Raw genomic sequence first — 23,973 nt, 5'->3', positions numbered from 1 at the left:
CTCACATCATTTATCCATCCATATATCAAACAGACAAATGCGTATCCCAGCCGGCAAGGAAAGCTTGTCGATTGATGACAAGTGCTTTTTCAGGCACCGCTTGTTCAACGGCCTGTAAGCAGAGGTTTTGCTCAAACTCCAGAATACGGGCTGCTACGCCTAGCAATATGGTATTCACTGTCCGTGGCTCGCCCAACTCTCCGGCTATTTCCCGGGCCTGTACAGGTATCGTTTTATAACGCCGGGAGAGCGTCTCAACAATATTCTCAGGATAGGTAGCCGCGCCTAATATAACAGGCATCGGTGCTATTTCCTGGGTATTAACGATCATGGTCCCTTCCGGCTTCAGATAGACCGACCAGCGTAATGCCTCCAGCTTCTCAAAAGCCAATATCATATCAGCTTGTCCCTTCTCGATTAAAGGAGAGAATACTTTGTCGGCAAAACGGACATATGTGACGACGCTGCCGCCGCGTTGTGCCATCCCATGGACCTCTGATTGTTTTACATCATAGCCGCTTAGCCGGGCCACGCCGCTGATTATTTTACTGGCCAGTAAGGTACCCTGCCCACCTACACCGACAATAAGGATATTAACCTGCTTACCCATGGTTGGCACCTGCCTTTATAGCTGTAAAGCGACAAATTTGGCTGCAAACGGTACAGCCATTACATAACGCCTGATCAATAGTTATTTCACCTGCCCGATCAGAAATCGCCGGACAGCCGATTTTAAGACACATTTTACAGTATTTACAGGATTTTTTATCAATCTGCAACGGGCGGCGCCTGATTTTTTTCTCAATAAGCAGACAAGGTTGGCGAACAATAACCACAGCAGGCCCATTGTGATCCACTGCCGCGCGCAGTGCTGTTTCCACCGCTGCCAGATTGTAGGCGTTCACCACAAAAACCTGCTCTACCCCGCAGGCACGGACCATCGTTTCCAAATCAATCTTCTGCGTCGGCTCGTTTTTTATCGTAAAGCCGGTGGAAGGGTTGTGCTGATGGCCGGTCATACCGGTAATGGAGTTATCCAGGATAACCAGCGTTATATTGCCTTTATTGTACACGACATCCATCAGACCGGTAACCCCGGAATGAAGAAAGGTGGAGTCACCAATCGTAGCGACAATCTTTTTCGCCGGTAATACCTTAGACATTCCCAGCGCGTTACCGATACTGGCTCCCATGCAAAGCCCCACTTCACCGGCCCGCAATGGCGGCAGTACCCCCAAGGTATAACAGCCTATGTCGGTAGTGATAATATCGGCAAATTTTTTTATTGCATGGTATACGCCACGATGCGGACAGCCAGGGCAAAGAACCGGAGGCCGCAAAGGCAGTTCCTGACTGGCATCTTCCGACCGGTGTGTTTCCAAAAGAAGCCTTTCCCGTATAAGGGAAGGGCTCATTTCACCGATGGCCGAAAAAATCTCTTTACCCACTACGGAAAGGCCCAACGCCTTGATTTGCTCTTCAAGAAAAGGTTCACCTTCCTCGATAACATATACCGTTTGATGATTCCGGACAAACTCACGGACTAATTGTTCCGGTAAAGGATAAGTAAAACCAAGCTTTAAATAGGTAGCCCGGTCCCCTAATGCCTCACGGGCATATTGGTAAGTAATACCGCTGGTAATGACGGCAAAGTCTTTGCCTTCTCCTTCTATATAGTTTCCGGAAAAGGTTTCCGCAAACACCTGGAGCCTTTCTAACCGTTCTTCCAGACTAATGCGCAGTTTCCTGGCGTGTGCCGGCATTAAAACATATTTTTCAGGATTTTTTTGATAGCTCCGTAAAGTATGTTCCTGTGGCTCCAGCAAAGAAACTAAGCTTTTGGAATGAGAAATCCTGGTAGTTAACCGTAATAAAACCGGTATATCAAAAGTTTCACTAATTTCCAGACCGGCATGCACAAAATTCTTGGCCTCTTGACTGTCCGACGGTTCCAATAAAGGTATTTTCATAAACTTGGCATAGTATCTGTTATCTTGCTCATTCTGCGAACTATGCATGCCTGGATCGTCGGCCGAAATTAATAAAAAACCGGCATTAACACCTGTATAGGCAAGCGAAAATAGCGGGTCTGCCGCCACATTTACGCCTACATGCTTCATCGCGACCAAAGCACGGCCGCCGGCCAAACAAGCACCCTGCGCCACTTCAACAGCCACTTTTTCATTGGGTGACCATTCACTATATATAGTGTCGTACTTGGCAATATTCTCAAGAATTTCAGTACTCGGTGTTCCCGGATAAGCGGAGGCGACCTTTACCCCGGCTTCATAAGCGCCACGCGCAACTGCTTCGTTGCCTGATAATAATATGCTGATGGGGGCTCATCCTTTCCTTGTTTCATCACATGCTATTACCTTCGCCAAAATATAGTAAAATCCTTGCGATTTTATAAATTTACCCCGACTAAACCACCAAGCGCTCCTGCGGCAACGCCTGCCAATAATTTATTGAGAAGAACCAAAGTCGTGACCGCATCATTATTCAGTTCCATACCAATCAGTACAGAGATACCTACATATAAAATTCCGACAGACATACCAATGAGCAAGCCCTTGGCCTCCGCTTTCTGTGTGGCCAGAACACTTCCCAAAAAGATACTGCCAATACTGATTGCCACCATGATGTACTCTAAATAAGTCTCAAGATATTCAGAATCAGAAACCAGCGTAAAAATTGCTAACAAGAGCACGGAAAGCAACGAAAAAATAAAACTAATGCAAGTTCCTCGAATAATCAGCGAAAGCGGATTTGTCATTCTCTTATTGTCCGCAGTGTTCCAACGGGAACGGTTATGTACCGCCACAGCATTCCCCCCTTTATAAAGCACTATTTTCATAGTTACTTTATTCAGACTTTGGCAAAATATGACTAATGCGGGACAAAAAATATCGACAACCTGGCAAGCAAGTTGTCGATTAGTTTTTTTATAACTTCCAGGAAGTCAATGCATCCATCAGGTTATACTTGGTCAAATCAAAATGAATAGGAGTCACTGAGATTCGTCCGGCTTTGACAGCCTCTACATCAGTATCCGGCTCATTGTCGCAGTCGACAATTTCGCCGCTCATCCAATAATATATTCTGCCTCTGGGATCTTGGTGGGGATGAAACGCATTACGGTATTCCCGGCACCCCAGCTTGGTGATCGAAACACCAGCGATCTGATCGGGCGGCAGCGCCGGGACATTTACATTTAGCAAGGTTCGCGGCGGCAATGGGTTTTGGATAAATTGTCTAGCTAACCTTACGGCAAATTGAGCGGCGGCAGTAAAATCGAAGTTTTCCCTGGCATCAAGCGAAACGGCTATGGCCGGGATACCATGCAACGCTCCCTCTATAGCGGCACTGACCGTACCGGAATAAAGTACATCGGTACCAATATTCGGTCCATGATTAATACCGGAAACGATCAAATCCGGCGGTTCCATGATATTGGTTTCCAAAGCAATCTTAACACAATCGGTAGGAGTCCCCACGACCCGCCAACCTCGGACACCGGCCTGTTCGATTACTTGTTCGTCAACATAAATTGGCTGATGAACGGTAATCGCCTGGCTGGTTGCACTTTTTTCGCTGTCGGGGGCGACAACGGTAACTTCGGCAACAGAAGCAAACTGTTGCCATAAAGCCTGTATTCCTGCCGAATGAATGCCATCGTCATTCGTCAATAACACGCGCAAAATGTAATCCCTCCATTCATCGTCTTTTTATTTTTACAATACTCCCAAATATTTATGAGTCTGCGGTATGACCCTCACGTTGGGTAAATAGTCAAGCGCCCGCTCCTGCCATTTTACGATTTGCTCTGTTTCAACAGCCAGTGCGGCATGAGTAACGGGTTGTAAAATCAACGGAAGCATTACATCCGCCGAGCCGATCAGGTGAATCGCCTCAAGAAATTCCTTTTCTCCGGTCAACGAACTTACCACAATCTTTACGAATACTTCCTTTTGACTGGCTAAGGTCAAGAAACGGCGGTGCTCCTGCCAATACTCCCGACCAGAGGTGCTGGGCAGTTTAATATCCATGCTGACAATGTCAATATAAGGCAGTACTTTGGCCAATTCTTCCGGTAAAGTACCGTTCGTCTCCAGATAAATGCGCCCTTGCAGTAAGGGTAGCAGTTGCAATAGCGCCTCACTTTGACAGAGCGGCTCGCCACCGGTTATACTCACCGAATGATGCCCTGTCTGGGACAGACGGTTCACCCGGTGCGCCAGTGCATCAACCGGCACAGGATTGGGTAGAACGGTAAAATCCCGCTGGCCCGGCGTTTGTTCCAGCATACAGGTTGTCGGAATACTGCGGGATTCTGAAGTATCACAAAAAATACAGGCGGCATTACAACCGGCTAAACGCAAAAACAATTGTCGATAACCAATATACGGTCCTTCTCCCTGGATAGAAGAAAATAATTCGATCAACTGCAGGGTATTCATTGTTGTTCCTCACCGGAATACCTCACGGCCGAGTGTGCCGACTCCCATACTTTGACTGAAGCAACCGTTACGGTTTCGGCAAGCCCGGCGTGATTGGCAAGCTCGTCATAAATGTATCTGGCTATATTCTCCGCCGTAGGGCTAATCCGGCAAAAGGGCTCAATTTCGTTCAAATAAAAATGGTCCAATTTGCCAATAATGACCTGAACCTCGGCTTTTAATTCTTTAAAATCAATAAGCATCCCCAAGGTATTTAATTGCTTTCCTTTGACTGACACTTCCACCTTCCAGTTATGGCCGTGTAGCCGGCAGCATTTTCCGGGATAATCCGGAATGTGATGAGCAGCCTCAAAATCAACAATGATCGTCAATTCAAACATGGGCAACTTCCTTTCTTTAAACAAAAATATTATTTACAGAATCAAACTATACCGAAAAACGATTGAAAAAAGATGAGTTAGAAAACTCACCTTTTGCCATACTTCTTATTCGCTTTTATTTAACCGCCTGTTTTCCCAGCAGTTCTTCCTTAGCAAACTCTTCCCGCGTGTCCGGCAGCAGCATGTCCTTGTAACTCATGCTGCGTGTATGCTGAGTATGACTCCATACACGTTCATTGCGATGAATAAAACCAAGAAATGTAATCGGAATCCAACTGTAAATAAATATAGGATACATAATCAAATAAAGCCAGCACTTCCAACTGGCCCGTATTTTAGCCAAAACAATAACCGGGAAGATATATTGTCCGATAGCAATTGCCGTCCAAACCTCGATTGGTAATATCATATACAAAATGTTCGTATAAAATGGAACATAATGATAAACATAATTCGATAAAATAAACAAAGTAGAGAGTATTAAAAAATACGGTTGTATCAAATGAATAATTCCATCCAGCAACCGGACATTTTGTTGTTTTATCCCCTCAACCAATAATTGTGGAATGTAACGGCCGGCTACGTCAAAATGCCCCTGTGCCCACCGCTTACGCTGATTCCATGCTTGTTTAAAGGTCAGTGGTTTTTCGTCATAGACAATGGCGTCATGAGCCCACGTGGTAGGAATTCCCTTCAGCAACGCTTTCATGGTAAACTCCATGTCCTCTGTCAGACAGGTGGCTCCCCAACCGTGCTCTTCCAGAACTTCTGATGCAATACACATTCCTGTCCCGCCTAAAACACTGGATAATCCGATATTATACTTAGCTAGATGCCAGATATGGTTAACCACCCAGAATGAAATGGCAAAAGTGCCGGCAATCCAGGTATCATTAGGATTTTTTGCATCCAAATAACCCTGAATGACCCGCTCGCCTTTACACAGGCGGTTATTCATTTCCAATAAGAAATCGGGATGAACCAGATTATCGGCATCGAAGATAACAACGCCATCATATTTCCGTTCGAGTCGGAACAGCTTGGCAAACATCCATTCCATGGCAAAACCCTTGCCCCGTTCCTCCAAATTAAACCGTTCATGAACATTGGCACCTGCGTTACGGGCAATTTGAGCTGTTTTATCATTACAGTTATCGGCAACTACGAAGATATCATATAGTTCGTTAGGATAGTTAAGCACATGCAAATTTTCAACCAGTTGTCCAATAACCTGCTCCTCATTATGGGCAGCAACTACGACAGCAAATGTTTTTTGGGGAGTAAGAATTTTTTCTTCCTTCCTTTTCCACATACCAAAAAATGCAATCACAAAATAGTATACCGTGAAAAAGACGATAATAAGTTGTATGGGAACCATTATGTAATCCAAAATATAGTTCATTCTAATGTTACTCCTTCTAAAAAACCTGTTTTTAAAAGGATTCCAGGAAAACACACAAAATGCTAATTATCAGATAACCGATAATTAGTGGCACAATAGCTTCCCCAGTCCCCTATTGTTAGACACTTTATTTACAAATAATATACCCCAATCCAAAAACAAGTATCCGAATATACTGTGCACGAGGTATATTATGCCGTACAAGTATCAAACAAACTAAAAAGAGTATTGAGAATACCCAGTAAAACATAAGCAATAAAAGGAATGAAAATCCATGCCGTTGCGTCTTTAATAGTAAACAAAAGGAAGGCGGCAAAAACTGCCGTACAGATAGCCGGAATGGCTCGTATTTTTTCTCCCTTTCCTTTAAAATCAGGGTAACGAATCGTGCTGACCATAAGATAGCCGACAATGGCAACCATAACGGCAAACAGCCAGGCTTCCGGTTTATACCCTACCAGAATAAAGGTTGCTATGACACAACCGCCGGCCGGTATGGGGAGTCCCATAAAATAGCCTTTTACAATACCTGTATTTACATTAAACCTTGCCAAACGAAGAGCGCCACAGGTCGCAAAAAGAGCAGCAACGCCATAGCCGGCATAGCCCAGCTCATGCAGCGAAAAAACATAGGCCAGAATCGCCGGTGCCACCCCAAAGGACACAAGATCACACAGCGAGTCCAGTTCTTTACCAAACTCACTGCTGACTTTAAAAAAACGAGCAGCCCGACCGTCGAAACCGTCAGCAATCATGGCGCAAACAATAAAAAAAGCGGCATACACAAATTGCTGTTGTAAAGTGGATATAATTGCAAAAACACCCAATACCAAATTAAGCGCTGTTAACGCATTGGGGATTATGCTTTTCATTGCATTAACCTCCCGATAATGGTTTCCCCGCCTTTAACCCGGTCCCCTTTTTTTACAAGAACCTCTACGGTTTTAGGCATAATAACTTCTGTACAGGAACCGAACTTAATCATACCATAGCGTTCTCCTTTTTCAAGCATGCTTCCCAAGGTGACCCAGGATACGATCCGGCGTGCTAAAAGTCCGGCAATCTGAGTAACCAGAACGCGCATATTTTCACTCTCCAAACCAATGGCATGCCGTTCATTTTCACAACCGGCCGACTCTTTATAGGCAGGACGGAAACGTCCGCAAGTATATTGCTGGAAAGTAATCTCGCCAGCAATAGGACTACGGTTCACATGCACATCAAAGACAGACAGGAAAATAGTTACCTTATTGCCTACTTCATTTAAAAACTGATCATCATATACTTCGCAAACACTCATCACCTTACCGTCGGCAGGTGACAAAACGAGCACGCTATCTTCGGGAATGGAGCGATTAGGATTCCTAAAGAAAAATGTAACAAAAACCAATAATATCCCAGGGGCAACACTCCAATAAGGGCCAGCGGCCAAAGCGACTATGGCAGTGAGCAGTGCAAGAAAAGCGATGTATATGTAACCTTCTTTGACTATAGGCGTTTTAACCATCTATACACCCCCTTCGTCCCCACTATGGCATTATAAAAATAAAAAGCAAGGAACTCTTATCTTCCTGCATTCTCAAATTATTATAATATAATAGGAGTACTTTGTCTAATGTTTTTTATGACCCATAACCTTAAGGACAAAGCGTGGCAATGCCAGCATGCGAATAGCCCGGGACGGCTGATTAAGCAAACGGAACAGCCATTCCAGATTGGCACGTTGCATCCAAACAGGAGCACGGCGGACATTTCCGGCCATAACATCAAAAGTTCCTCCCACTCCCATACATATGGGAACATTAAGGGCAGTCAAATTGGCCTGCAGCCATTTTTCCTGCTTGGGCACACCCAAAGCAGCCAGTAAAATGACAGGTTGGGCCCCTCGAATTTCATTAATAATAGCTGCATCATCTTCCGATGAGAAAAAACCGCTTCGCGTACCTATAATTTGTAAGCCAGGATAAATTCTTTCTGCTGACGCTTTTGCCTTTTCCGCCACACCAGGAGCACCGCCAAACATAAAAACCCGGTAACCCTTTTCGGCAGAAAGAGCCAACAACCGCTGAGCTAAGTCGTATCCGGCAACCCGTTCCGGCATAGGAGCTCCCTGATACCGTGCCGCCCACACAACACCGGCTCCGTCAGGAACGACCAGATCAGCATGGTTCAAAATATCGGCTAACTCCCTATCCTGCTGGGAAAACATAACCATTTCAGCATTTGCGGTGGCAATCAAATGAGGCTTGCCCGAATCGATAAAGCTTTGTATCGTATCGACAGCTTCCTGCATAGTAACACAATCAATCATTATATCCAATACCGATATCTTCATATGCACTGCAGACCATAATCTCCTTTTCTCTTAGAGCGTGTTTTTAAACTAACCGAATGATTCATGGCACAAAAGCGCCGCAGGGAAAACGTTGCAGATAGTTTTGAAAACACGCCCTAATATAAATAAACTACCTAGACCAAAGAATATTTTACCATATTTTTAAAACTTGGGCAATTGAAACGGAAAGTTCCACTTCAATTTATCATTTCGCTTTTTTCTGCTCCCCTCCTGTTGATCGTTTCCCGGTATATCGGCTTGCTTTTGTCTGGAGTTTTCCAGTCTTGCCCGGGAGTCGATTTCACTAGGTTCACTTCCTTTAATAAAGGCATCATATTCTATTTCCGGACAGGCTGGCGTCGCAATTTTTCCCGAATCGGTACAAACAGGAATGCCTGTCACCACGTTAGCTGGAACGACAAAGGAAGCTCCCTTGCTAAACGGTAGTTGTGATACCATATTACCCCATAATTGCGCCACCTGTGTTCCCGAAATCCCCACAGGTGTACGATCATCATTCCCCACAAAAATCCCTACAAGAAGTTCCGGGGTGAAACCAACAAACCAGGCCGTTTCATAATTATCGGTCGTTCCTGTCTTACCGGCCGCATCCCTGCCAAGCTGGGCCGGCGTGCCAGTCCCACTGTCAATGACCGCTTTCATCATATTGGTTGTTAGGTATGCAATTTCCGGACGCAAAACAGCCTGCTGAACCGGATGGTTTTCTTCCAATACCTGATTATTTTCATCCAGAACTTTTATGATACTGACAGGTCGGGAAACTATTCCGTTATTAGCAAAAGCAGTATACGCCGTACTTAATTCCAACAGATTCACCCCACGGGTCAATCCACCAAGCGCTGCCGCCAAATTGTTATCTTCCGGTACCAGTGTCGTGATACCCAGGCTTTTAGCCAAATTTAACACTTGTTCGATTCCAACCTGCCGTCCTAATTTTACCGCGGCTACATTGACAGATAGCCGCAAAGCCTTTTTAAAAGTAATGGGACCAAGATATTTTTTATCATAATTCTGTGGACTGTAGCCATTAATATTGATAGCCTCATCCAAAATAATAGAATTCATCGGCATTCCCTGATCAAGGGCTGTAGCATATACAAATGGTTTAAACGCCGACCCTGGTTGACGTACCTCTGTAACAACCCGATTTATCTGACTTTCCTCATAATTTCTGCCACCAACCATGGCACGGATATATCCATTCCGGGGATCTAGCGCCAAAAGCCCTCCCTGTTGTTTTCCCAAAATGGTTTCTGCAGCCTGCTGCGTTCTAATATCCAGTGTGGTATAAACCTTGAGACCGCCTTTATAAACCCGGTTGGCTCCGTATTTTTCCACTAATTGATTGGCGATATAATCAAGAAAATAGGATGCTTGTACCGAACGTTTCTTTTTACCGGAAACAATCAGTTGCTCCTTTTTGGCTTTCTCGGCCTCTGCCTCTGTAATATATCCCGCTTTGGCCATACCGGCAATGACTGTATTACGCCGTTCCAGCGCCGCCCCGCTGTCGATATAGGGAGAATAAATATTGGGCCCTCGGGGCAGGCCGGCCAGCAAAGCACTTTCGGCCAATGTCAGGTCCTTGGCTGATTTGCCAAAATAGACCTGCGCTGCTGCTTCCACACCATAAGCTCCCTCGCCAAAATACACCTGATTTAAATAAGCCTGCAGGATTTCCTGTTTGGTGAATTTCCTTTCAATAATTACCGCCAACAGCAATTCATTGACTTTTCGGGAAAATGTCCTTTCCTGGGTAAGAAACATGTTCTTGGCTAACTGCTGAGTAATCGTACTGCCGCCTTCCACTAGCCCACCGGTTCGAATATTTACCCAAAGAGCACGCAAAATCCCAATCGGATCAACACCTATGTGACTATAAAATCGTACATCTTCATTGGCAATAACCGCCTGCTGAACGTAAGGAGAAATATTGTTAAGAGTAACCACCACCCGATTTTCCTCAAACAACTTGGAGATAAGCTGCCCCTGGCTATCATAAACCTGCGTAGCTTCGATAAGCTGCAGGTTTTCCAAATTGTCGGTACGCGGCAGATTAATGCCTGCGCAACCGCCAAGCAAACTGCTTGTCAAAAATAAAACCAGTAAAAAAGCTGTGCATGAAAAAAAACGGAATATATACACCGGTGCACCTCCCTTTCTACTAGTATTTCAAAAAAATATAGGCTTTACGCGCTTAGGTGTGTTTTCAGACTAACGGAATGATTTATGCGAGTGATTTGTGCGCTAAATAAGCAAATTTTCCGGGGGAGCAATAGACGTTATTCCAAAAATTTTTCATCGTGCAGGGCACAAAAAGCACCGCCGAAGAACGTTTCTGGTAGTTTGAAAACACACCTCAACGCGAGTAAGGGATAGGGATATAAGACAAACACCGCCAACAAGAATTGTGGACGGTGTTTTTGTTTTATCGTACTGATAGATCAATTGCAGTTTTACAAACTATAGTTTGGAGATTCCTTGGTAATATTCACATCGTGAGGATGGCTTTCTTTCAGCCCGGCACCGGTAATACGAATGAACTTCGACTTAACAATCAATTCCTGGATGTTACGCACGCCGCAGTAACCCATGCCGGAGCGCAGGCCGCCAACCAGTTGGAAGACAGTATCTGCCAGAGAACCTTTATACGGCACACGGCCTTCAATACCTTCCGGCACCAGCTTGTCCATATTCTCTTGGAAATAACGGTCTTTGCTGCCCTCAGCCATGGCTCCCAGTGATCCCATTCCACGATATACCTTGTAGCTGCGCCCTTGATAAATAATCGTTTCGCCCGGACTTTCCTCTGTCCCAGCCAGTAGATTTCCTACCATAACAACGCTGGCTCCCGCCGCAATCGCTTTAGTGATGTCACCGGAATATTTAATACCGCCATCGGCAATAACCGGGATATTATATTCACGGGCCGCCTGCGCACAGGAATATACAGCCGTAATTTGCGGAACACCGATACCGGCAATAATACGGGTTGTACAAATGGAGCCAGGACCAATTCCTACTTTCACAGCATCCACACCGGCTTCGATTAAATCGCGGGTGGCTTCTGCCGTAGCCACATTGCCGGCAATAAGATCGACTTGCGGATAGGCAGCTTTGATGGTCCGTACAGCGTCCAAAACACCCTTAGAATGGCCATGGGCGGTATCCACTACCAGGACATCAACCTTAGCCGCGACAATGGCATCAATACGATCCATCATATCGGCACCAACACCTACGGCCGCAGCCACCAGCAACCGGCCTTTGGCGTCCTTCGCCGAATTGGGATATTTTTGAGCCTTCTCAATATCCTTAATTGTAATAAGCCCTTTTAAATTGCCTGCTTCATCAAGCAAGGGTAATTTTTCAATCCGGTGCTGACGTAATAACTCCTTGGCATCTTCCAGAGAAGTGCCAACAGGTGCCGTAATTAAACGTTCCCGTGTCATACAGTCACGGATTTTAGCGGTCAAATTAGTTTCAAACCGTAAATCACGATTGGTTATAATGCCTACTAATTTGTTATTTACCGTAACAGGCACACCGGAAATATGGTATTTTTCCATTAGATCATGCGCGTCTTGCAGTATGTTATCCGGCGATAAAAAGATGGGATCAACGATAATTCCGTGCTCGGAGCGTTTTACTTTATCAATCTCGTTGGCTTGCCGTTCAATGGACATATTCTTATGAATTACGCCCAAGCCGCCCTCTCTGGCCATAGCGATAGCCATTGGTGCTTCTGTTACCGTATCCATTCCGGCACTTACAATAGGAATGTTGAGTTTGATATTCCTGGTCAGATAGGTATTCACTTCTACATCCCGCGGTAAAATATCGGATCTTCCCGGGATTAATAACACATCATCAAAGGTTAACCCTTTTGTGGCAAATTTGTCCTCAAACATTAAATTATCTCCTTCCCGAAAACAATACAGGTGTATTTCATAATATAATACCACATTTAAACTTACCGAATCTACCATTTTTTATGTAGGAGTTAAAAATTTTTACCTATTTTCGACAAAAAAATCATGGATTGAAAGACAAACCCTCCAATCCATGATCTAGTCATTATTTTTCTAATACATATACTTTAACGTGTTGGATACCGAAATCATAGGCCTTTGCCACCGACTCAACGGCAATATCCACCCGGTTTCCCTTAATAGCGCCGCCGGTGTCTTCCGCCACCGCATACTTTCCCTGTCCGTCAGGGAACTCAATATACACTTTAGAACCAAGCGGAATAACCGAAGGGTCTACAGCAATAACACCCGGACGAATCTGAGTGCCTAAATGAGTCAAATTACCCCATTTGCCATTATCATGCGGTCCTGGTGCATACGCGGTTGCCTTAATATCCAGTTTCTTAGTATAAGAATCCGGCTTGGCTGCCGCCTTGGCAAAAGTAACAGGTGCAACAAAAGTCATCTGCAAAACAGTTAGTATGGTACCCCATAAAAGTATTTTTTTAAAATTCAACATGGTGGTACACTCCTTTCTATATGCCTGCGAGGTTAGCTGTCGGGTTCGGACAAAGGATAATCCCTACCGCTTTAGGCGGATTCACCCCAAAAATGGTTCCCCCGTTTTCTTTAAAAGAAATTCGGCATGCACATATAATAACGTAGCTGCTCAATAAAGGCAACCCGATCCCAATATGTTATACTATATTTACGCAAACTTATTATTAGCATACTCCGTTATGGTATGATATGCTCCTATTTGCTCGTAAAGTCACTGAAACGAGACTTCAAATACTACTCTTTGCCGATCATAAATGGGGCAAAACCAAGCTGGCCCCAAAGATGATTATGTACGGTCCGTACAGCGCCCCCTACTTTTCGTTTTTCCATTAGTTTTATTTGCTCCAAGGAAAGATACCACGCTTTTTCTTTTGGATAGGCGCTATTGATGCCTGCCTGATGATAATATTGAGCCGTCCGCTCCAGCAAGGAATAAATTGTCCATAAAGGAATGGCTCGCTGTAAAACGGCCCCTTCCATTCCTGCAATATAGGCATGAACTTGTTTCCAAGCTTCGTCTGAACCAGTCAACCGCCCTGTTTCCAGGTTGACTGGCTCATCACTTTGCAGCACTTGTATAAACTCTTCCTGCAATACAAGCAACAGATCCCACAGACAGGTTAATTCCGGTGTACGTTTTTTCAGTTGTTCCAATTCTTCGGTTATCGCTCGCTCTAAATCCCCGGCAAAGGTCTTTTTCATAAATATAATATGCCTCCTTGCTAAAACAGCCCATTCGCGCTAAGCGATGGGCTGTTTTTTACTTATTACTACTTATCCAGCATGAGTACGCCGGCTTTGCTGATATGCTGCTTAGCAGCCTCTCTGATTACAATGGTCACTGCATCAGGCTGACATTTGGCAGTTTCAACAATTACCTCGGTAATTTTTTTGGCAAGTTCTCTTTTCTGTTCGGTAGAACGGCCTTCCAACATATCAATTTGAACGATCGGCATAATAGCTCTCCTCCTTATCTTTGGGAATCGCTGATTCAATAATCCCGTCGGGCTGGCTAAAGATTTTTCCGTCTGGCAAGGAAGCAAATCCATAGGAATAGCAGTGCTCTCGCGAAGCTTTGCTGACGACGCCAGGCGGAAAAAGACCCGATAGAACGCACAATACGAATAAATCAGTGACTCCCTAAATATATTCGTCATTCACCCTAACAACCCTGCCGGTTAGGTTATGCTTTAACCAGGGAAATATGCCAAAAAAGGAACACTATCCTTCCATTTTTCATAAAGTATAGTAAGTCAGTTTATAATTCTTAACACAGGGAGGAAAACGTTTATGGGATTTTTACATGAAATCCGTAATCTAGAGTTCATTAAAGATCTGGAGCGTGAAATCAATACAGATGTATTGCTATTTGGAGTTGACGGGTTTACCTATTATGGAAATTTGCAGGCAATTGAGGATTGCCGGATAGCTTTTCTAACCCCTGCAATAACGGCAGAATCCAATGAAGTTGAAATTCTTACGCCGGGTGGCGAAATCAGAGAAGTGACCTTCTTGCGAGTTGACCTATGGTCAATTATCGCCAAAGGCTCCGGCATTGTAAATGATCCCTTTAATAACACCGGTTCCGGAAATGCCTTGAACGTTAACGGCGTAATCGGCTTAGGGCAGCGTGATGGAGAAGAGCAACGCCAGGACGGACATGATCTGGTATGTCAGTTAAGGCGCATGGTCGGCGATACGGTAGTGCTTACAACTTTGGGCGGTTTCTTATTTGAAGGAACGCTCGGCGCAGCAGACAATTGTCTGGCACTCTTAACAGTCAACAGTATTTTTGTTCCTGGTACTGATCAATGCATCAGCAACAGGGACGTAAGATCTGTCCTAGTAAATCTTGAATCGCTGACATCTATATCAACCGTTTGCTGTTGCTAACAAAGTTAAAAGTCCGTACTCCAGCGACTCGGTTAATCATATAGCCGGGTCGTTTTTATTTCCCTATTCTTCCCAGGAGGTTAACGTATGTTGTTTGCCAAGGAATATCTGGGACGCGTTGGTGTCGGAGCGACATCCCCCCATTTTTTTTGTGCCAACGACCGCAATATATATATTGTCAAGCTCCAAAACAACCGTTATGGAACAAAAGTATTAATCAGTGAACTACTGGCAAGTCAGTTAGGTAATTTACTCAATCTCTGTTTTCCTGCCAGCCAGTGTTTTACCATTGATGAGTCTTTCCTGGAATCCTATCCGCAGCTCCGAGCTGAAGGTGTTACTGCAGGCATCCATTTTGCCTCACAATATATATCCCATGCGACCTATATTGATAAATATACCTTTTCACAGATTACCAATCTTCATGAATTGGCAGGAGTGATATTTTTTGATCATCTCTTTCACAACGCTGACCGTACTAATAACAGAAAAAATTTACTGGTTGTTTCACAAGCTGCTAACTGTAAAGCCTATGCTATCGATAATTCCCATCTATTCCGCTCAGGAAAATGGACGAATGAATCGGTAACCTTTTTGGCAAATAAAATTTATATTTATTACCGTCGCGCTTTTCGGATGTTATTGAAAAACTATCTTACGCCACAAGATTTTAAACCTTATGTTGAGGCCTTTAAAAAAATCAGCAAGCCCCAAATCAGAAAGGTTATCCAAAAAATTCCCTCTGAATGGTGGACTAATCCAGAAGAAGCGCAGACACTGGAAACCTTCATTGAAGAGCGCCAAAGAATAGCCGATAGATTATATTATGCACTTTGCCAGTATACTGCAGCGACTCCCCATAGAATCATCTAACAACCACTGCTGAAAGCATGTCCTAATGATTTATACCAAAAGGCTGTATATATTTTCTATGTCCGGTAACAATAGTAATGTAAATTTTCTCCTCTCCCATAATCGGCGGCGTAGGCCGCCCTTTTTTATCCCCATTGCAGACTGGCAGTATGTCATAAATTTTTAACATTGGAAAATCTGATCAAAGTGATGACAAAAACGTTCCGCTATATAAGGACGCACTTTCTCAAATTCACCGGGCTGCGTAACCGTTTCATAGGCAGCCTTTCTAGCTTTAAGCAACAATTCAAGATCATTGACAATATCTGCTATCTTAAGGTCCGGCAATCCATGCTGCTGTTCGCCAAAAAAGTGGCCGGGACCGCGCAGCAAAAGATCCTGTTCCGCTAAAGCAAATCCGTCAGTGGTACTCGTCATGACCTGCAGACGTTCCTGTGATTCCGGATTGGGGTTATCTGACAATAAAATGCAATAGGACTGATGCTCGCCCCGGCCAATCCGTCCCCGCAGTTGGTGCAGTTGTGCCAGGCCGAACCGCTCCGCCCCCTCAATGACCATAATAGTGGCGTTAGGAACATTGACCCCGACTTCAATGACCGTTGTGGCAATAAGCACCTTAACACCGCCCTCATAAAACCGGCGCATCATTTCATCCTTTTCCAGGTTCTTCATTTTGCCATGTACTAAACCGCAGTCTAGATTCCGAAAATAGGTTTCCTGCAGCTCTTCATAAAGCTGTGTCGCTGATTGAGCCTGGATTTTTTCCGATTCATCTACCAAAGGGCATACAATATAGGCTTGACGGCCCTTAGCTATTTCATCCGTTATAAATTTATAAACCAAATGCCTGCGGTCCGAACCGCGAACAAAGGTTTTTATCGGTTTTCGCCCTGGCGGCAACTGACGTATGGAGGAAACATCCAAATCGCCATACACCGTTAGGGCCATCGTGCGCGGAATCGGTGTTGCCGTCATAACCAGCACATCCGGCATCATGCCTTTAGCCTGTAATTTTGCCCGCTGCCGGACTCCGAAACGATGCTGTTCATCGGTAATTACCAATCCCAGCCTATGAAAGCAAACATCTTCTTGGATCAAAGCGTGAGTGCCAATGACGATGTCGATACAACCGGTCTGAAGCGCTTGCAGCAATTCTTTTCGCTTTCCCTTTGTAACACTTCCTGTTAAAAGAGCCACTTTAATTCCCAGATTTTCAAGCTGGGCAGCCAGAGTCTGATAATGCTGTTCCGCCAATATTTCAGTGGGAACCATCATAGCTCCCTGATAACCGTTTTCCACTGTCTTTACTAACGCGATAGCAGCTACAACTGTTTTACCCGAGCCGACATCACCCTGTACCATCCGCTGCATGGGAAGCGGCGCCTCCATGTCCGCCTTAATCTCAGTTAATGCCTGCCGCTGTCCCTCGGTAAGTTGGAAAGGAAGCTGCTGTTCAAACTGAGACACCAAGCTACCGTCAGAAGCATGCTTAATTCCCAGCACATCCTTTTTCGCAGCATTTTTAGTATACAACAAACCACATTGCAATAAATACAATTCTTCAAACGCCAGTCTTTCCCTCGCTTTTTTCAATATCTCCCAGTTGTCGGGAAAATGAACCTGTAACAACGCTTCTTTACGTTCCATCAGCTTAAAATTCATCAGAAGCATTGCAGGCAGAGATTCCAATGGCTGTTGTAGGGCAAAATCAAGGGATTGTCTAATTAAACCTCTCAACCACCGTTGGCTGACAGCCTCATTGGCCGGATAAACCGGCAATATAGTCCCTGCACAGGGCATTCCTGTCTCATCCAGAATTTCTATTTCCGGATTCACAATTTGTACCGGAAAAAATTTCGTTTGAACTTTGCCATAGGCCATGACTTCCATATTGACTTTATATTTTGTCTTTAAATAGGGTTGATTAAAAAAAACCAGTTCAGCCCTGCCGCTGTCATCCTGTATGATTATTTTTGTCAGAGTAAGCCGACGGGTCTTATTAGCCGTAACCTTAAGTACCGTGCCCCGGCAGCTTTCCACATTACCGTCAGTCAGTTGACTGATCTTTTTTATTTGGCTGCGATCTTCATAGCGGCGCGGGAAATGCTCCACTAAATCCCGCACGGTATAAATCCCCAAAGAAGCCAACAGCGCGGCTTTGGCGTTTCCCACTCCCTTCATATATCTGATGTCAGTTGACAACGTCTTTATCAAAGTATCACCCCGGAAAGAATAGGTATTAAGGGTACTTTGCCTATTCTTTTTCTTTTGCTTGATTTAGTTCCCTTAGCAATGCATTTACATCAATATTGTGCATTTTGGCTCCACTGGCAATAGTTTCCCTGGCAGAACCCATGCAGCCAATACAACTCATTCCGTGTAAAGCAAAAATTTTTCGAGCCTGCGGGTGCGACTGGAGCGCTTCCAGTATAGGAGTATCCTCGGTAATCATGTGCCACGCCTCCCAACACCTATTTACATAGATTTTCCCTAAAGATTATTTAAAATCCTGCTGTCCATATAAAGTTTCAAAGTTATTCCATAATTTTAAGAACAATCCCTTGCGCAAAGTTATTCTCTTATGTTAAAATATCTATGTTTGGTTTATAAGCGTGTCTTCATTAGAGGAGGTGTATATAGATGGCAAATGTTTGTGAAGTCTGTGGTAAGGGTGAGCAAAGCGGATTCAATGTCAGCCACTCCCATTTAAAAACAAAACGTAGCTGGAAGCCCAATATTCAACGTGTCAAAGCTGTTGTTAGCGGCCAAGTAAAACGAGTCAATACCTGCACTCGCTGCCTGCGTTCTGGCAAAATCCAACGTGCTATATAAGTAGTGCATAAAGGGTTAACATCTGTTAGCTCTTTATTTTTTTCCGAAAATAAGGCTATAGCCAGTATTGGCTATAGCCTTATTTTATATCTGCCTATTTTAATAATGCTTCCAGTTCCTGACGGTTAAATTGATATTTTTCCGCACAAAAATGACAGCAAACTTCGGCCTGTCCTTCAGCGATCATATCTTCCAGTTCCGCTTTTCCCAAACTTATTAAAACATTATGTACCTTCTCCCGTGAACAAAGGCATTGAAACACTAGTCCTGCCTGGTCATACCAGGTAATGGGAAGACCCTGCAGTACCGTTCGGATGATGCCGGCCGCGTCTTTTCCTTCGTCAACCATTTGCGAAACGGGCGCAAGGTGCGCCAAATTGGCTTCAATTATTTGCAAACTTTTCTCCTCATGCCCCGGCAAAGCCTGCACGATAAATCCACCGGCTGCCGCAACAGTCATGTCGGGACGCACTAGCACACCAAGCGCTACACTGGAAGGCGTCTGCTCCGAGACAGCTAAATAACTGGTGATATCCTCCGCGATTTCACCACTTACCAAAGGGACATTCCCGGTAAAGGGTTGTTTTAATCCGGTAAAACGTGTTACATAAACATTCCCTTGACCTACAGCCGCACCGACATCCAATTTTTTTCCCCTTAAAGGTATATCGACATGGGGATTTTTCGCATAGCCCCTCACGGTTCCATGGGCCGTAGCATCAGCAACGATATCACCAATAGGTCCATCTCCGGCAATGCGTACAGTGAGACTTTCTTCTGTTTTCAAATTTGCCGCCAAAAGCAAGGCCGCCGTCATCGTCCTGCCCAAGGCTGCCGCTACGACGGGAAAGCAATCATGCCGGCGGCGGGCTTCTTCAACTAACTGCGTAGTCACTGCCGCGACAATACGCACTCCCGGCACCGTAGCTTTCATGATATGATCTCGCATTACATTCCTCCTGTAATAAGCTCCTCCTGTATTACTGACCCCGAATCTACATCTGTTATGGTTAGTTTCCCGTTATACAAGGTAGCCAGGGTAGCACGCCCGTCTTCACGCTTGGATAACTCCCTGACCGGTGATCCCGGATTTAGATGAATGATACCATCCCTTTTATTCAGCCGGGCAACATGGGTATGGCCGGTAATGATCACATGAGCTTTAAAATGTTTAGCAGCTTCAAACAGAGCTTCTTCATCTTTAAAAGTATGTCCGTGATTCACTACTATACGCATACCATTTATGACCACATAGCTATAGGGTGATTGTATAGGCATGGCAAGGACCATACTGTCTACTTCGGAATCACAATTACCCTGCGCTATAATAACCGGAACGGAGCACTGATTCAGGGCTTCCGCCAATTTTTGCGGATTATAGCCGGCAACAATTGGATTGCGCGGCCCATGATACAATACATCACCGGCGTGAAGAATTAAATCGGAAGCCTGTAAATATTCGCGGTATAGTTTATCCCAAGCACCAAAATAGCCGTGCGTGTCACTTACTATACTGATCCTCATTTTAATTGCCTCCATTATTTCCCTGGAAATATTTTACATACTTTTTAGCAGATTAGCCATTTCAATCGCCGAAAGTGCTGCATCAAAACCTTTGTTTCCAGCCTTTGTTCCGGCCCGTTCAATCGCTTGTTCGATATTTTCCGTAGTCAGGACACCGAAAATAGTGGGAACACCGGTAGCCATACCTACATGAGCCACACCTTTGGATACCTCAGCACATACATAATCATAGTGTGTTGTACCACCACGAATGACAGTTCCCAAACAAATCACCGCATCATATTTACCGCTGCCGGCCATCTTCTGGGCTGTCAAAGGAATCTCAAAGGCGCCAGGAACCCAAACAACCGTGATATCCTCTTCACTGGCACCATGGCGTTTCAGCCCGTCCAGCGCACCGCCCAACAACTTATTGGTAATAAACTCGTTAAATCTTCCTACAATAATACCAAAACGCAACCCTGTCGCAACTAACTGTCCTTCATATGTTTTCATTGATTATCCCTCCATATTTTGTTTAAGCATGTGACCCAATTTTGCTTTCTTGACCGACAAATACCGTTGATTAAAACGGTTTGGTTTTATTTCCAGCGGGATGCGTTCGGTAATGGTTAGTCCATAACCTTCCAGCCCGACCCGCTTGCGGGGATTATTGGTCAGCAGTCGAATACTGGTCAGGTTAAGATCTGCCAGGATTTGCGCACCAATACCATAATCGCGCAAATCAGCCGGGAATCCTAAAATCTCATTGGCCTCCACCGTATCCTTCCCCTGATCCTGCAAAGCATAGGCTTTGATTTTATTCGCCAATCCAATGCCCCGGCCCTCTTGCCGCATGTACAGCAAAACTCCCTCACCTTCTGCTTCGATACGCTTTAAGGCTGTCGCCAACTGGTCCCCGCAATCGCAGCGCAGAGAGCCCAGTACATCGCCGGTAAGGCATTCGGAGTGAACCCGCACCATAACATTCTCCTTATTGGTAATGTCTCCTTTGACAAGGGCAAGATGGCATTGTCTATCCAGAGAACTTTCGTAAGCGATTAAATGAAACTCGCCATATTTAGTAGGCAATTTGGTCTCAGAAATTCGTTCCACAAATTTCTCATGCTTTTTTCTATACTTTATCAAATCGGCGATCGTAATGATTTTCAGTTGATGTTTTTTCACAAATTCCATCAGTTCCGGCACCCGGGCCATTTTCCCATTATCATTCATAATTTCGCAGATAACTCCCGCCGGATATAATCCGGCCAATTTGGCCATATCCACCGTGGCCTCGGTATGCCCGGCCCGCCGCAGTACGCCGCCTTCCCGATAACGCAGCGGGAAGATGTGCCCTGGACGCCGGAAGTCTTCTGCCTTGGCCTTAGGGTCCAGTACCTTTTGAATGGTTTCCGAACGTTCGTAGGCCGAGATTCCTGTCGTTACACTGGCAGCGTCAATAGACACGGTAAATGCCGTGCTCATCGTATCCGTGTTCACCTGCACCATGGCTCCAATTCCCAGTTCATCCAACCGTTCGCCCACCACCGGCATGCATATTAAGCCACGACCATAGGTAGCCATAAAATTGATTGCTTCCGGGGTGGCTTTTTCCGCAGCCATTAATAGGTCCCCTTCATTTTCCCTGTCCTCATCATCAACCACGACGATGATCTTGCCATTTCTTATATCCTCAATAGCTTCTTCAATCGTATTAAATTTCATCGCAAACCTCTCCTTCGTTTTCTAGAATCCATGATCCTTTAGATATTCCATGGTAATACCGACAGGCTTACCGGTTTCGCTCTGATTTTGCGGCAACCCCAAGAGCTTTTCCACATACTTTCCGATCATATCAACTTCCAAATTAACCGGATCGCCCTTCTTCTTATGTCCCAACGTTGTCAGGGCAGCCGTATGAGGAATTAATGACACCGTAAACCACTGATCGCCGCAGTCGACCACGGTAAGACTAATGCCATCAATGGCAATAGAACCTTTTTTTATAATATACCGCATAATTTCAGCATCTGCTTTAATCTTGATTAGAATGGCAATATCATTTTTCTCCTTGACGACAATGTATCCTACTCCGTCAATATGGCCTGCTACAATATGCCCTCCTAAGCGGTCGCCAACCCGGAGTGTTCTTTCCAAGTTAACATAGTCACCAGGTCTTAAATTAGCCAATACAGTTCTGTCAACAGTTTCCGGCATTACATCAGCGGCAAAACAACCGTTCGACAGTTCTACTACGGTAAGGCAAGTGCCATTAACGGCAATGCTGTCACCTAATTTTGTATGGTCCAGCACAGTATTGGCATTAATCGTCAAGCGAACTGATTTCTGGCCTCTAGCTATGGCCCTCACTGTTCCCAATTCTTCCACAAGTCCTGTAAACATCACGGCCCTCCCTTCGCTGCAAATAAGCAGTCATCAATATATCTTCTCCAATATTTCCCACATGCATGTCTTCAAGTACGGTAGCCTGTGCGATATCGCTCACTCCCAATCCCCCAACAGGTCCCGGCGCCGTTTTTCCGCCAAGTATCTTAGGTGCGATAAACCAGTGGACTTTATCTATCACATTCTCCATCAGTACCGAAGCATTCACCTCGGCCCCGCCTTCCACAAGAATACTGGTTATCTTGCGCTGACCAAGCTCGACAAACAAATGTCGTAACGAAACGCCATGCCCGGTAACCAACGGCAGTTTAAGGACCTCTGCCCCCTTCGCTTGCAAAGCTGCCAGCTTTTCCGCCGGAGCCTCCGGTCCGACAGCTATAATGACAGGCGCCTCATGGTCACAAAGCAGTTTTGCTTCTAACGGAATCCGGCCCTTACTGTCCACAATCACGCGGATGGGATTTTTCCCGCCGCCTGGCAAGCGCGTCGTTAACGACGGATCATCGGCAAGGACGGTTCCAATTCCCGCCAAAATAGCATCGTACATATTACGCAAGCCATGGACATACTCCCTTGAACGCTCACTGGTAATCCATTTGGACTGACCTGTATAGGTCGCAATTTTACCGTCCAGTGTCATTGCCGTCTTTAATACACCAAACGGCAGCCCCGTGGCAATCCATTTGATAAATACTTCGTTCAGTTGTGCCGCTTCAGCGGCACAAACTCCCTCCAGCACCTCAAGACCATGCTGCCTGAGTTTCTGAATGCCTTTTCCTCTGACAAGCGGATTAGGATCAGTCATTGCCACAACGACCCTTTTCACACCGGCTGCAATTATGGCATCTGTGCAGGGGCCTGTGCGCCCATGATGGCAGCAAGGTTCTAATGTTACATACAGCGTTGCATTCCGTGCCAGTCCCCCGGCCTGGGCGAGCGCATGTACTTCAGCATGGGGTGTGCCAGCAGCCTGATGCCAACCTTGGCCGACGATATTGCCGTCAGCAACAATAACCGCCCCAACAACAGGATTTGGTGATGTACGTCCCAGCCCTTGCGCTGCCAACGCCAGTGCCTGTTTCATATATAATTCATCCATGCCAGCCTCCTGTAAAATAAAAAATCCCCTAAAAACCGTAGGGGTTTCAGGGAAATAACATACCAAGCCTATTAAACTAATGGCCCGTTGTAGCCTTTTCCCATCCAGACTATACTGTCGGCCCTGGAATTTCACCAGATCAACCACAAAGGTTCGCGGGCTTTACCGCCGGTAAGGAATTAAAAGATGTACTCTTTTTCACCTTGCCCCAAAGGCTAATTCTATTCTTATGTA

General features: G+C 45.2%; 26 protein-coding genes and 2 riboswitches. Of the genes, 3 read left to right on the top strand and 23 right to left on the bottom strand.

Going from position 1 to position 23,973, the window contains the following annotated elements:
• Positions 1–25: 25 nt before the first annotated feature.
• From F3H20_RS01515 to F3H20_RS01445, 15 genes are all read right to left on the bottom strand, one after another.
• A complete protein-coding gene (locus F3H20_RS01515) occupies positions 26–610 on the bottom strand; it encodes an indolepyruvate oxidoreductase subunit beta (RefSeq protein ID WP_149733209.1) in 585 nt (194 codons plus the stop codon).
• The gene (iorA, locus tag F3H20_RS01510) at positions 603–2,330 is read right to left on the bottom strand and encodes an indolepyruvate ferredoxin oxidoreductase subunit alpha (RefSeq protein WP_223191565.1); all 1,728 of its coding nucleotides are present in this window, start codon (positions 2,328–2,330) and stop codon (positions 603–605) included. The genes F3H20_RS01515 and iorA overlap by 8 nt, the downstream gene beginning before the upstream one ends.
• 77 nt (positions 2,331–2,407) lie before the next feature.
• Positions 2,408–2,824 carry a TIGR04086 family membrane protein gene (locus F3H20_RS01505; protein ID WP_188128163.1) on the bottom strand — a complete coding sequence of 139 codons (417 nt, stop codon included), beginning with the start codon at positions 2,822–2,824 and terminating at the stop codon, positions 2,408–2,410.
• 121 nt (positions 2,825–2,945) lie between these two features.
• A complete protein-coding gene (surE, locus tag F3H20_RS01500; protein WP_223191564.1) occupies positions 2,946–3,695 on the bottom strand; it encodes a 5'/3'-nucleotidase SurE in 750 nt (249 codons plus the stop codon).
• Positions 3,696–3,734: 39 nt separating this feature from the next.
• Positions 3,735–4,460, bottom strand: a complete 726-nt coding sequence (locus F3H20_RS01495) for a 7-carboxy-7-deazaguanine synthase QueE (RefSeq protein WP_149733205.1) — start codon at positions 4,458–4,460, stop codon at positions 3,735–3,737.
• Positions 4,457–4,840: a 6-carboxytetrahydropterin synthase QueD gene (gene queD / locus F3H20_RS01490; protein ID WP_149733204.1), complete on the bottom strand. Its 384-nt coding sequence runs from the start codon at positions 4,838–4,840 to the stop codon at positions 4,457–4,459. Before queD ends, F3H20_RS01495 begins: the two co-directional genes overlap by 4 nt.
• A gap of 115 nt (positions 4,841–4,955) precedes the next feature.
• On the bottom strand, positions 4,956–6,242 hold the full coding sequence (locus F3H20_RS01485) for a glycosyltransferase family 2 protein (RefSeq protein WP_149733203.1): 1,287 nt from the start codon (positions 6,240–6,242) through the stop codon (positions 4,956–4,958).
• Between the two features lie 191 nt (positions 6,243–6,433).
• Positions 6,434–7,114 (bottom strand): CDP-diacylglycerol--serine O-phosphatidyltransferase, encoded by a 681-nt coding sequence (pssA, locus tag F3H20_RS01480; RefSeq protein WP_149733202.1) that lies wholly within the window; start codon positions 7,112–7,114, stop codon positions 6,434–6,436.
• Positions 7,111–7,749 carry a phosphatidylserine decarboxylase family protein gene (locus F3H20_RS01475; protein ID WP_149733201.1) on the bottom strand — a complete coding sequence of 213 codons (639 nt, stop codon included), beginning with the start codon at positions 7,747–7,749 and terminating at the stop codon, positions 7,111–7,113. The genes pssA and F3H20_RS01475 overlap by 4 nt, the downstream gene beginning before the upstream one ends.
• 105 nt (positions 7,750–7,854) lie before the next feature.
• Complete coding sequence (locus F3H20_RS01470) at positions 7,855–8,583, bottom strand: WecB/TagA/CpsF family glycosyltransferase (RefSeq protein WP_188128162.1); 729 nt, start codon at positions 8,581–8,583, stop codon at positions 7,855–7,857.
• Between the two features lie 156 nt (positions 8,584–8,739).
• Entirely contained in the window at positions 8,740–10,743 is a 2,004-nt protein-coding gene (locus tag F3H20_RS01465; protein WP_223191552.1) for a transglycosylase domain-containing protein, read from the bottom strand.
• 311 nt (positions 10,744–11,054) lie between these two features.
• Positions 11,055–12,509 (bottom strand): IMP dehydrogenase, encoded by a 1,455-nt coding sequence (guaB, locus tag F3H20_RS01460; protein ID WP_149733200.1) that lies wholly within the window; start codon positions 12,507–12,509, stop codon positions 11,055–11,057.
• 166 nt (positions 12,510–12,675) lie between these two features.
• Positions 12,676–13,089, bottom strand: coding sequence for a 3D domain-containing protein (locus F3H20_RS20340; RefSeq protein WP_091743467.1), 414 nt, complete (start codon positions 13,087–13,089; stop codon positions 12,676–12,678).
• A gap of 7 nt (positions 13,090–13,096) precedes the next feature.
• Positions 13,097–13,226: riboswitch (cyclic di-AMP (ydaO/yuaA leader) on the bottom strand.
• A 138-nt stretch (positions 13,227–13,364) separates the two neighbouring features.
• Complete coding sequence (locus F3H20_RS01450) at positions 13,365–13,832, bottom strand: hypothetical protein (RefSeq protein WP_149733199.1); 468 nt, start codon at positions 13,830–13,832, stop codon at positions 13,365–13,367.
• A 68-nt stretch (positions 13,833–13,900) separates the two neighbouring features.
• On the bottom strand, positions 13,901–14,179 hold the full coding sequence (locus F3H20_RS01445; RefSeq protein WP_149733290.1) for a 2-hydroxymuconate tautomerase: 279 nt from the start codon (positions 14,177–14,179) through the stop codon (positions 13,901–13,903).
• A 241-nt stretch (positions 14,180–14,420) separates the two neighbouring features.
• Between F3H20_RS01445 and F3H20_RS01440 the strand changes: the two genes are divergently transcribed.
• Positions 14,421–15,023 (top strand): hypothetical protein, encoded by a 603-nt coding sequence (locus F3H20_RS01440; RefSeq protein WP_149733198.1) that lies wholly within the window; start codon positions 14,421–14,423, stop codon positions 15,021–15,023.
• An 87-nt stretch (positions 15,024–15,110) separates the two neighbouring features.
• Positions 15,111–15,896, top strand: a complete 786-nt coding sequence (locus F3H20_RS01435; RefSeq protein WP_149733197.1) for a HipA family kinase — start codon at positions 15,111–15,113, stop codon at positions 15,894–15,896.
• Positions 15,897–16,058: 162 nt separating this feature from the next.
• Here F3H20_RS01435 and recG read toward each other — a convergent pair whose 3' ends face one another.
• Together recG and F3H20_RS01425 are read right to left on the bottom strand one after the other, a co-directional pair.
• Positions 16,059–18,110: an ATP-dependent DNA helicase RecG gene (recG, locus tag F3H20_RS01430; protein WP_149733196.1), complete on the bottom strand. Its 2,052-nt coding sequence runs from the start codon at positions 18,108–18,110 to the stop codon at positions 16,059–16,061.
• Positions 18,111–18,150: 40 nt separating this feature from the next.
• The gene (locus tag F3H20_RS01425; RefSeq protein WP_149733195.1) at positions 18,151–18,348 is read right to left on the bottom strand and encodes a DUF1858 domain-containing protein; all 198 of its coding nucleotides are present in this window, start codon (positions 18,346–18,348) and stop codon (positions 18,151–18,153) included.
• 188 nt (positions 18,349–18,536) lie between these two features.
• Here F3H20_RS01425 and rpmB point away from each other — a divergent pair, with 188 nt between their 5' ends.
• Positions 18,537–18,728, top strand: coding sequence for a 50S ribosomal protein L28 (rpmB, locus tag F3H20_RS01420; RefSeq protein ID WP_091743474.1), 192 nt, complete (start codon positions 18,537–18,539; stop codon positions 18,726–18,728).
• Between the two features lie 94 nt (positions 18,729–18,822).
• On the opposite strand, the gene hslO is transcribed toward rpmB, so the two are convergent.
• Genes hslO through ribD form a run of 6 tightly spaced genes read right to left on the bottom strand, consistent with a single transcriptional unit; the run spans position 18,823 to position 23,739 of the window.
• Entirely contained in the window at positions 18,823–19,677 is an 855-nt protein-coding gene (gene hslO / locus F3H20_RS01415) for an Hsp33 family molecular chaperone HslO (RefSeq protein ID WP_149733194.1), read from the bottom strand.
• A complete protein-coding gene (yfcE, locus tag F3H20_RS01410; protein WP_149733193.1) occupies positions 19,677–20,252 on the bottom strand; it encodes a phosphodiesterase in 576 nt (191 codons plus the stop codon). Before yfcE ends, hslO begins: the two co-directional genes overlap by 1 nt.
• Positions 20,253–20,285: 33 nt before the next feature.
• Positions 20,286–20,747, bottom strand: coding sequence for a 6,7-dimethyl-8-ribityllumazine synthase (ribH, locus tag F3H20_RS01405; RefSeq protein ID WP_091743477.1), 462 nt, complete (start codon positions 20,745–20,747; stop codon positions 20,286–20,288).
• A gap of 3 nt (positions 20,748–20,750) precedes the next feature.
• Entirely contained in the window at positions 20,751–21,959 is a 1,209-nt protein-coding gene (locus tag F3H20_RS01400; protein ID WP_091743478.1) for a bifunctional 3,4-dihydroxy-2-butanone-4-phosphate synthase/GTP cyclohydrolase II, read from the bottom strand.
• Positions 21,960–21,980: 21 nt separating this feature from the next.
• Positions 21,981–22,637 carry a riboflavin synthase gene (locus F3H20_RS01395; protein WP_149733192.1) on the bottom strand — a complete coding sequence of 219 codons (657 nt, stop codon included), beginning with the start codon at positions 22,635–22,637 and terminating at the stop codon, positions 21,981–21,983.
• Positions 22,588–23,739 carry a bifunctional diaminohydroxyphosphoribosylaminopyrimidine deaminase/5-amino-6-(5-phosphoribosylamino)uracil reductase RibD gene (gene ribD / locus F3H20_RS01390; RefSeq protein WP_149733191.1) on the bottom strand — a complete coding sequence of 384 codons (1,152 nt, stop codon included), beginning with the start codon at positions 23,737–23,739 and terminating at the stop codon, positions 22,588–22,590. Before ribD ends, F3H20_RS01395 begins: the two co-directional genes overlap by 50 nt.
• A gap of 88 nt (positions 23,740–23,827) precedes the next feature.
• A riboswitch (FMN riboswitch) is annotated at positions 23,828–23,959 on the bottom strand.
• Between the last annotated feature and the right edge of the window lie 14 nt (positions 23,960–23,973).

The sequence above is a fragment of the Propionispora hippei DSM 15287 genome, assembly GCF_900141835.1.
Taxonomy (GTDB): Bacteria; Bacillota; Negativicutes; order Propionisporales; family Propionisporaceae; genus Propionispora; species Propionispora hippei.
Note: the sequence above shows the minus strand (reverse complement) of the source record. Positions and strands in the feature narration are given on the sequence as shown.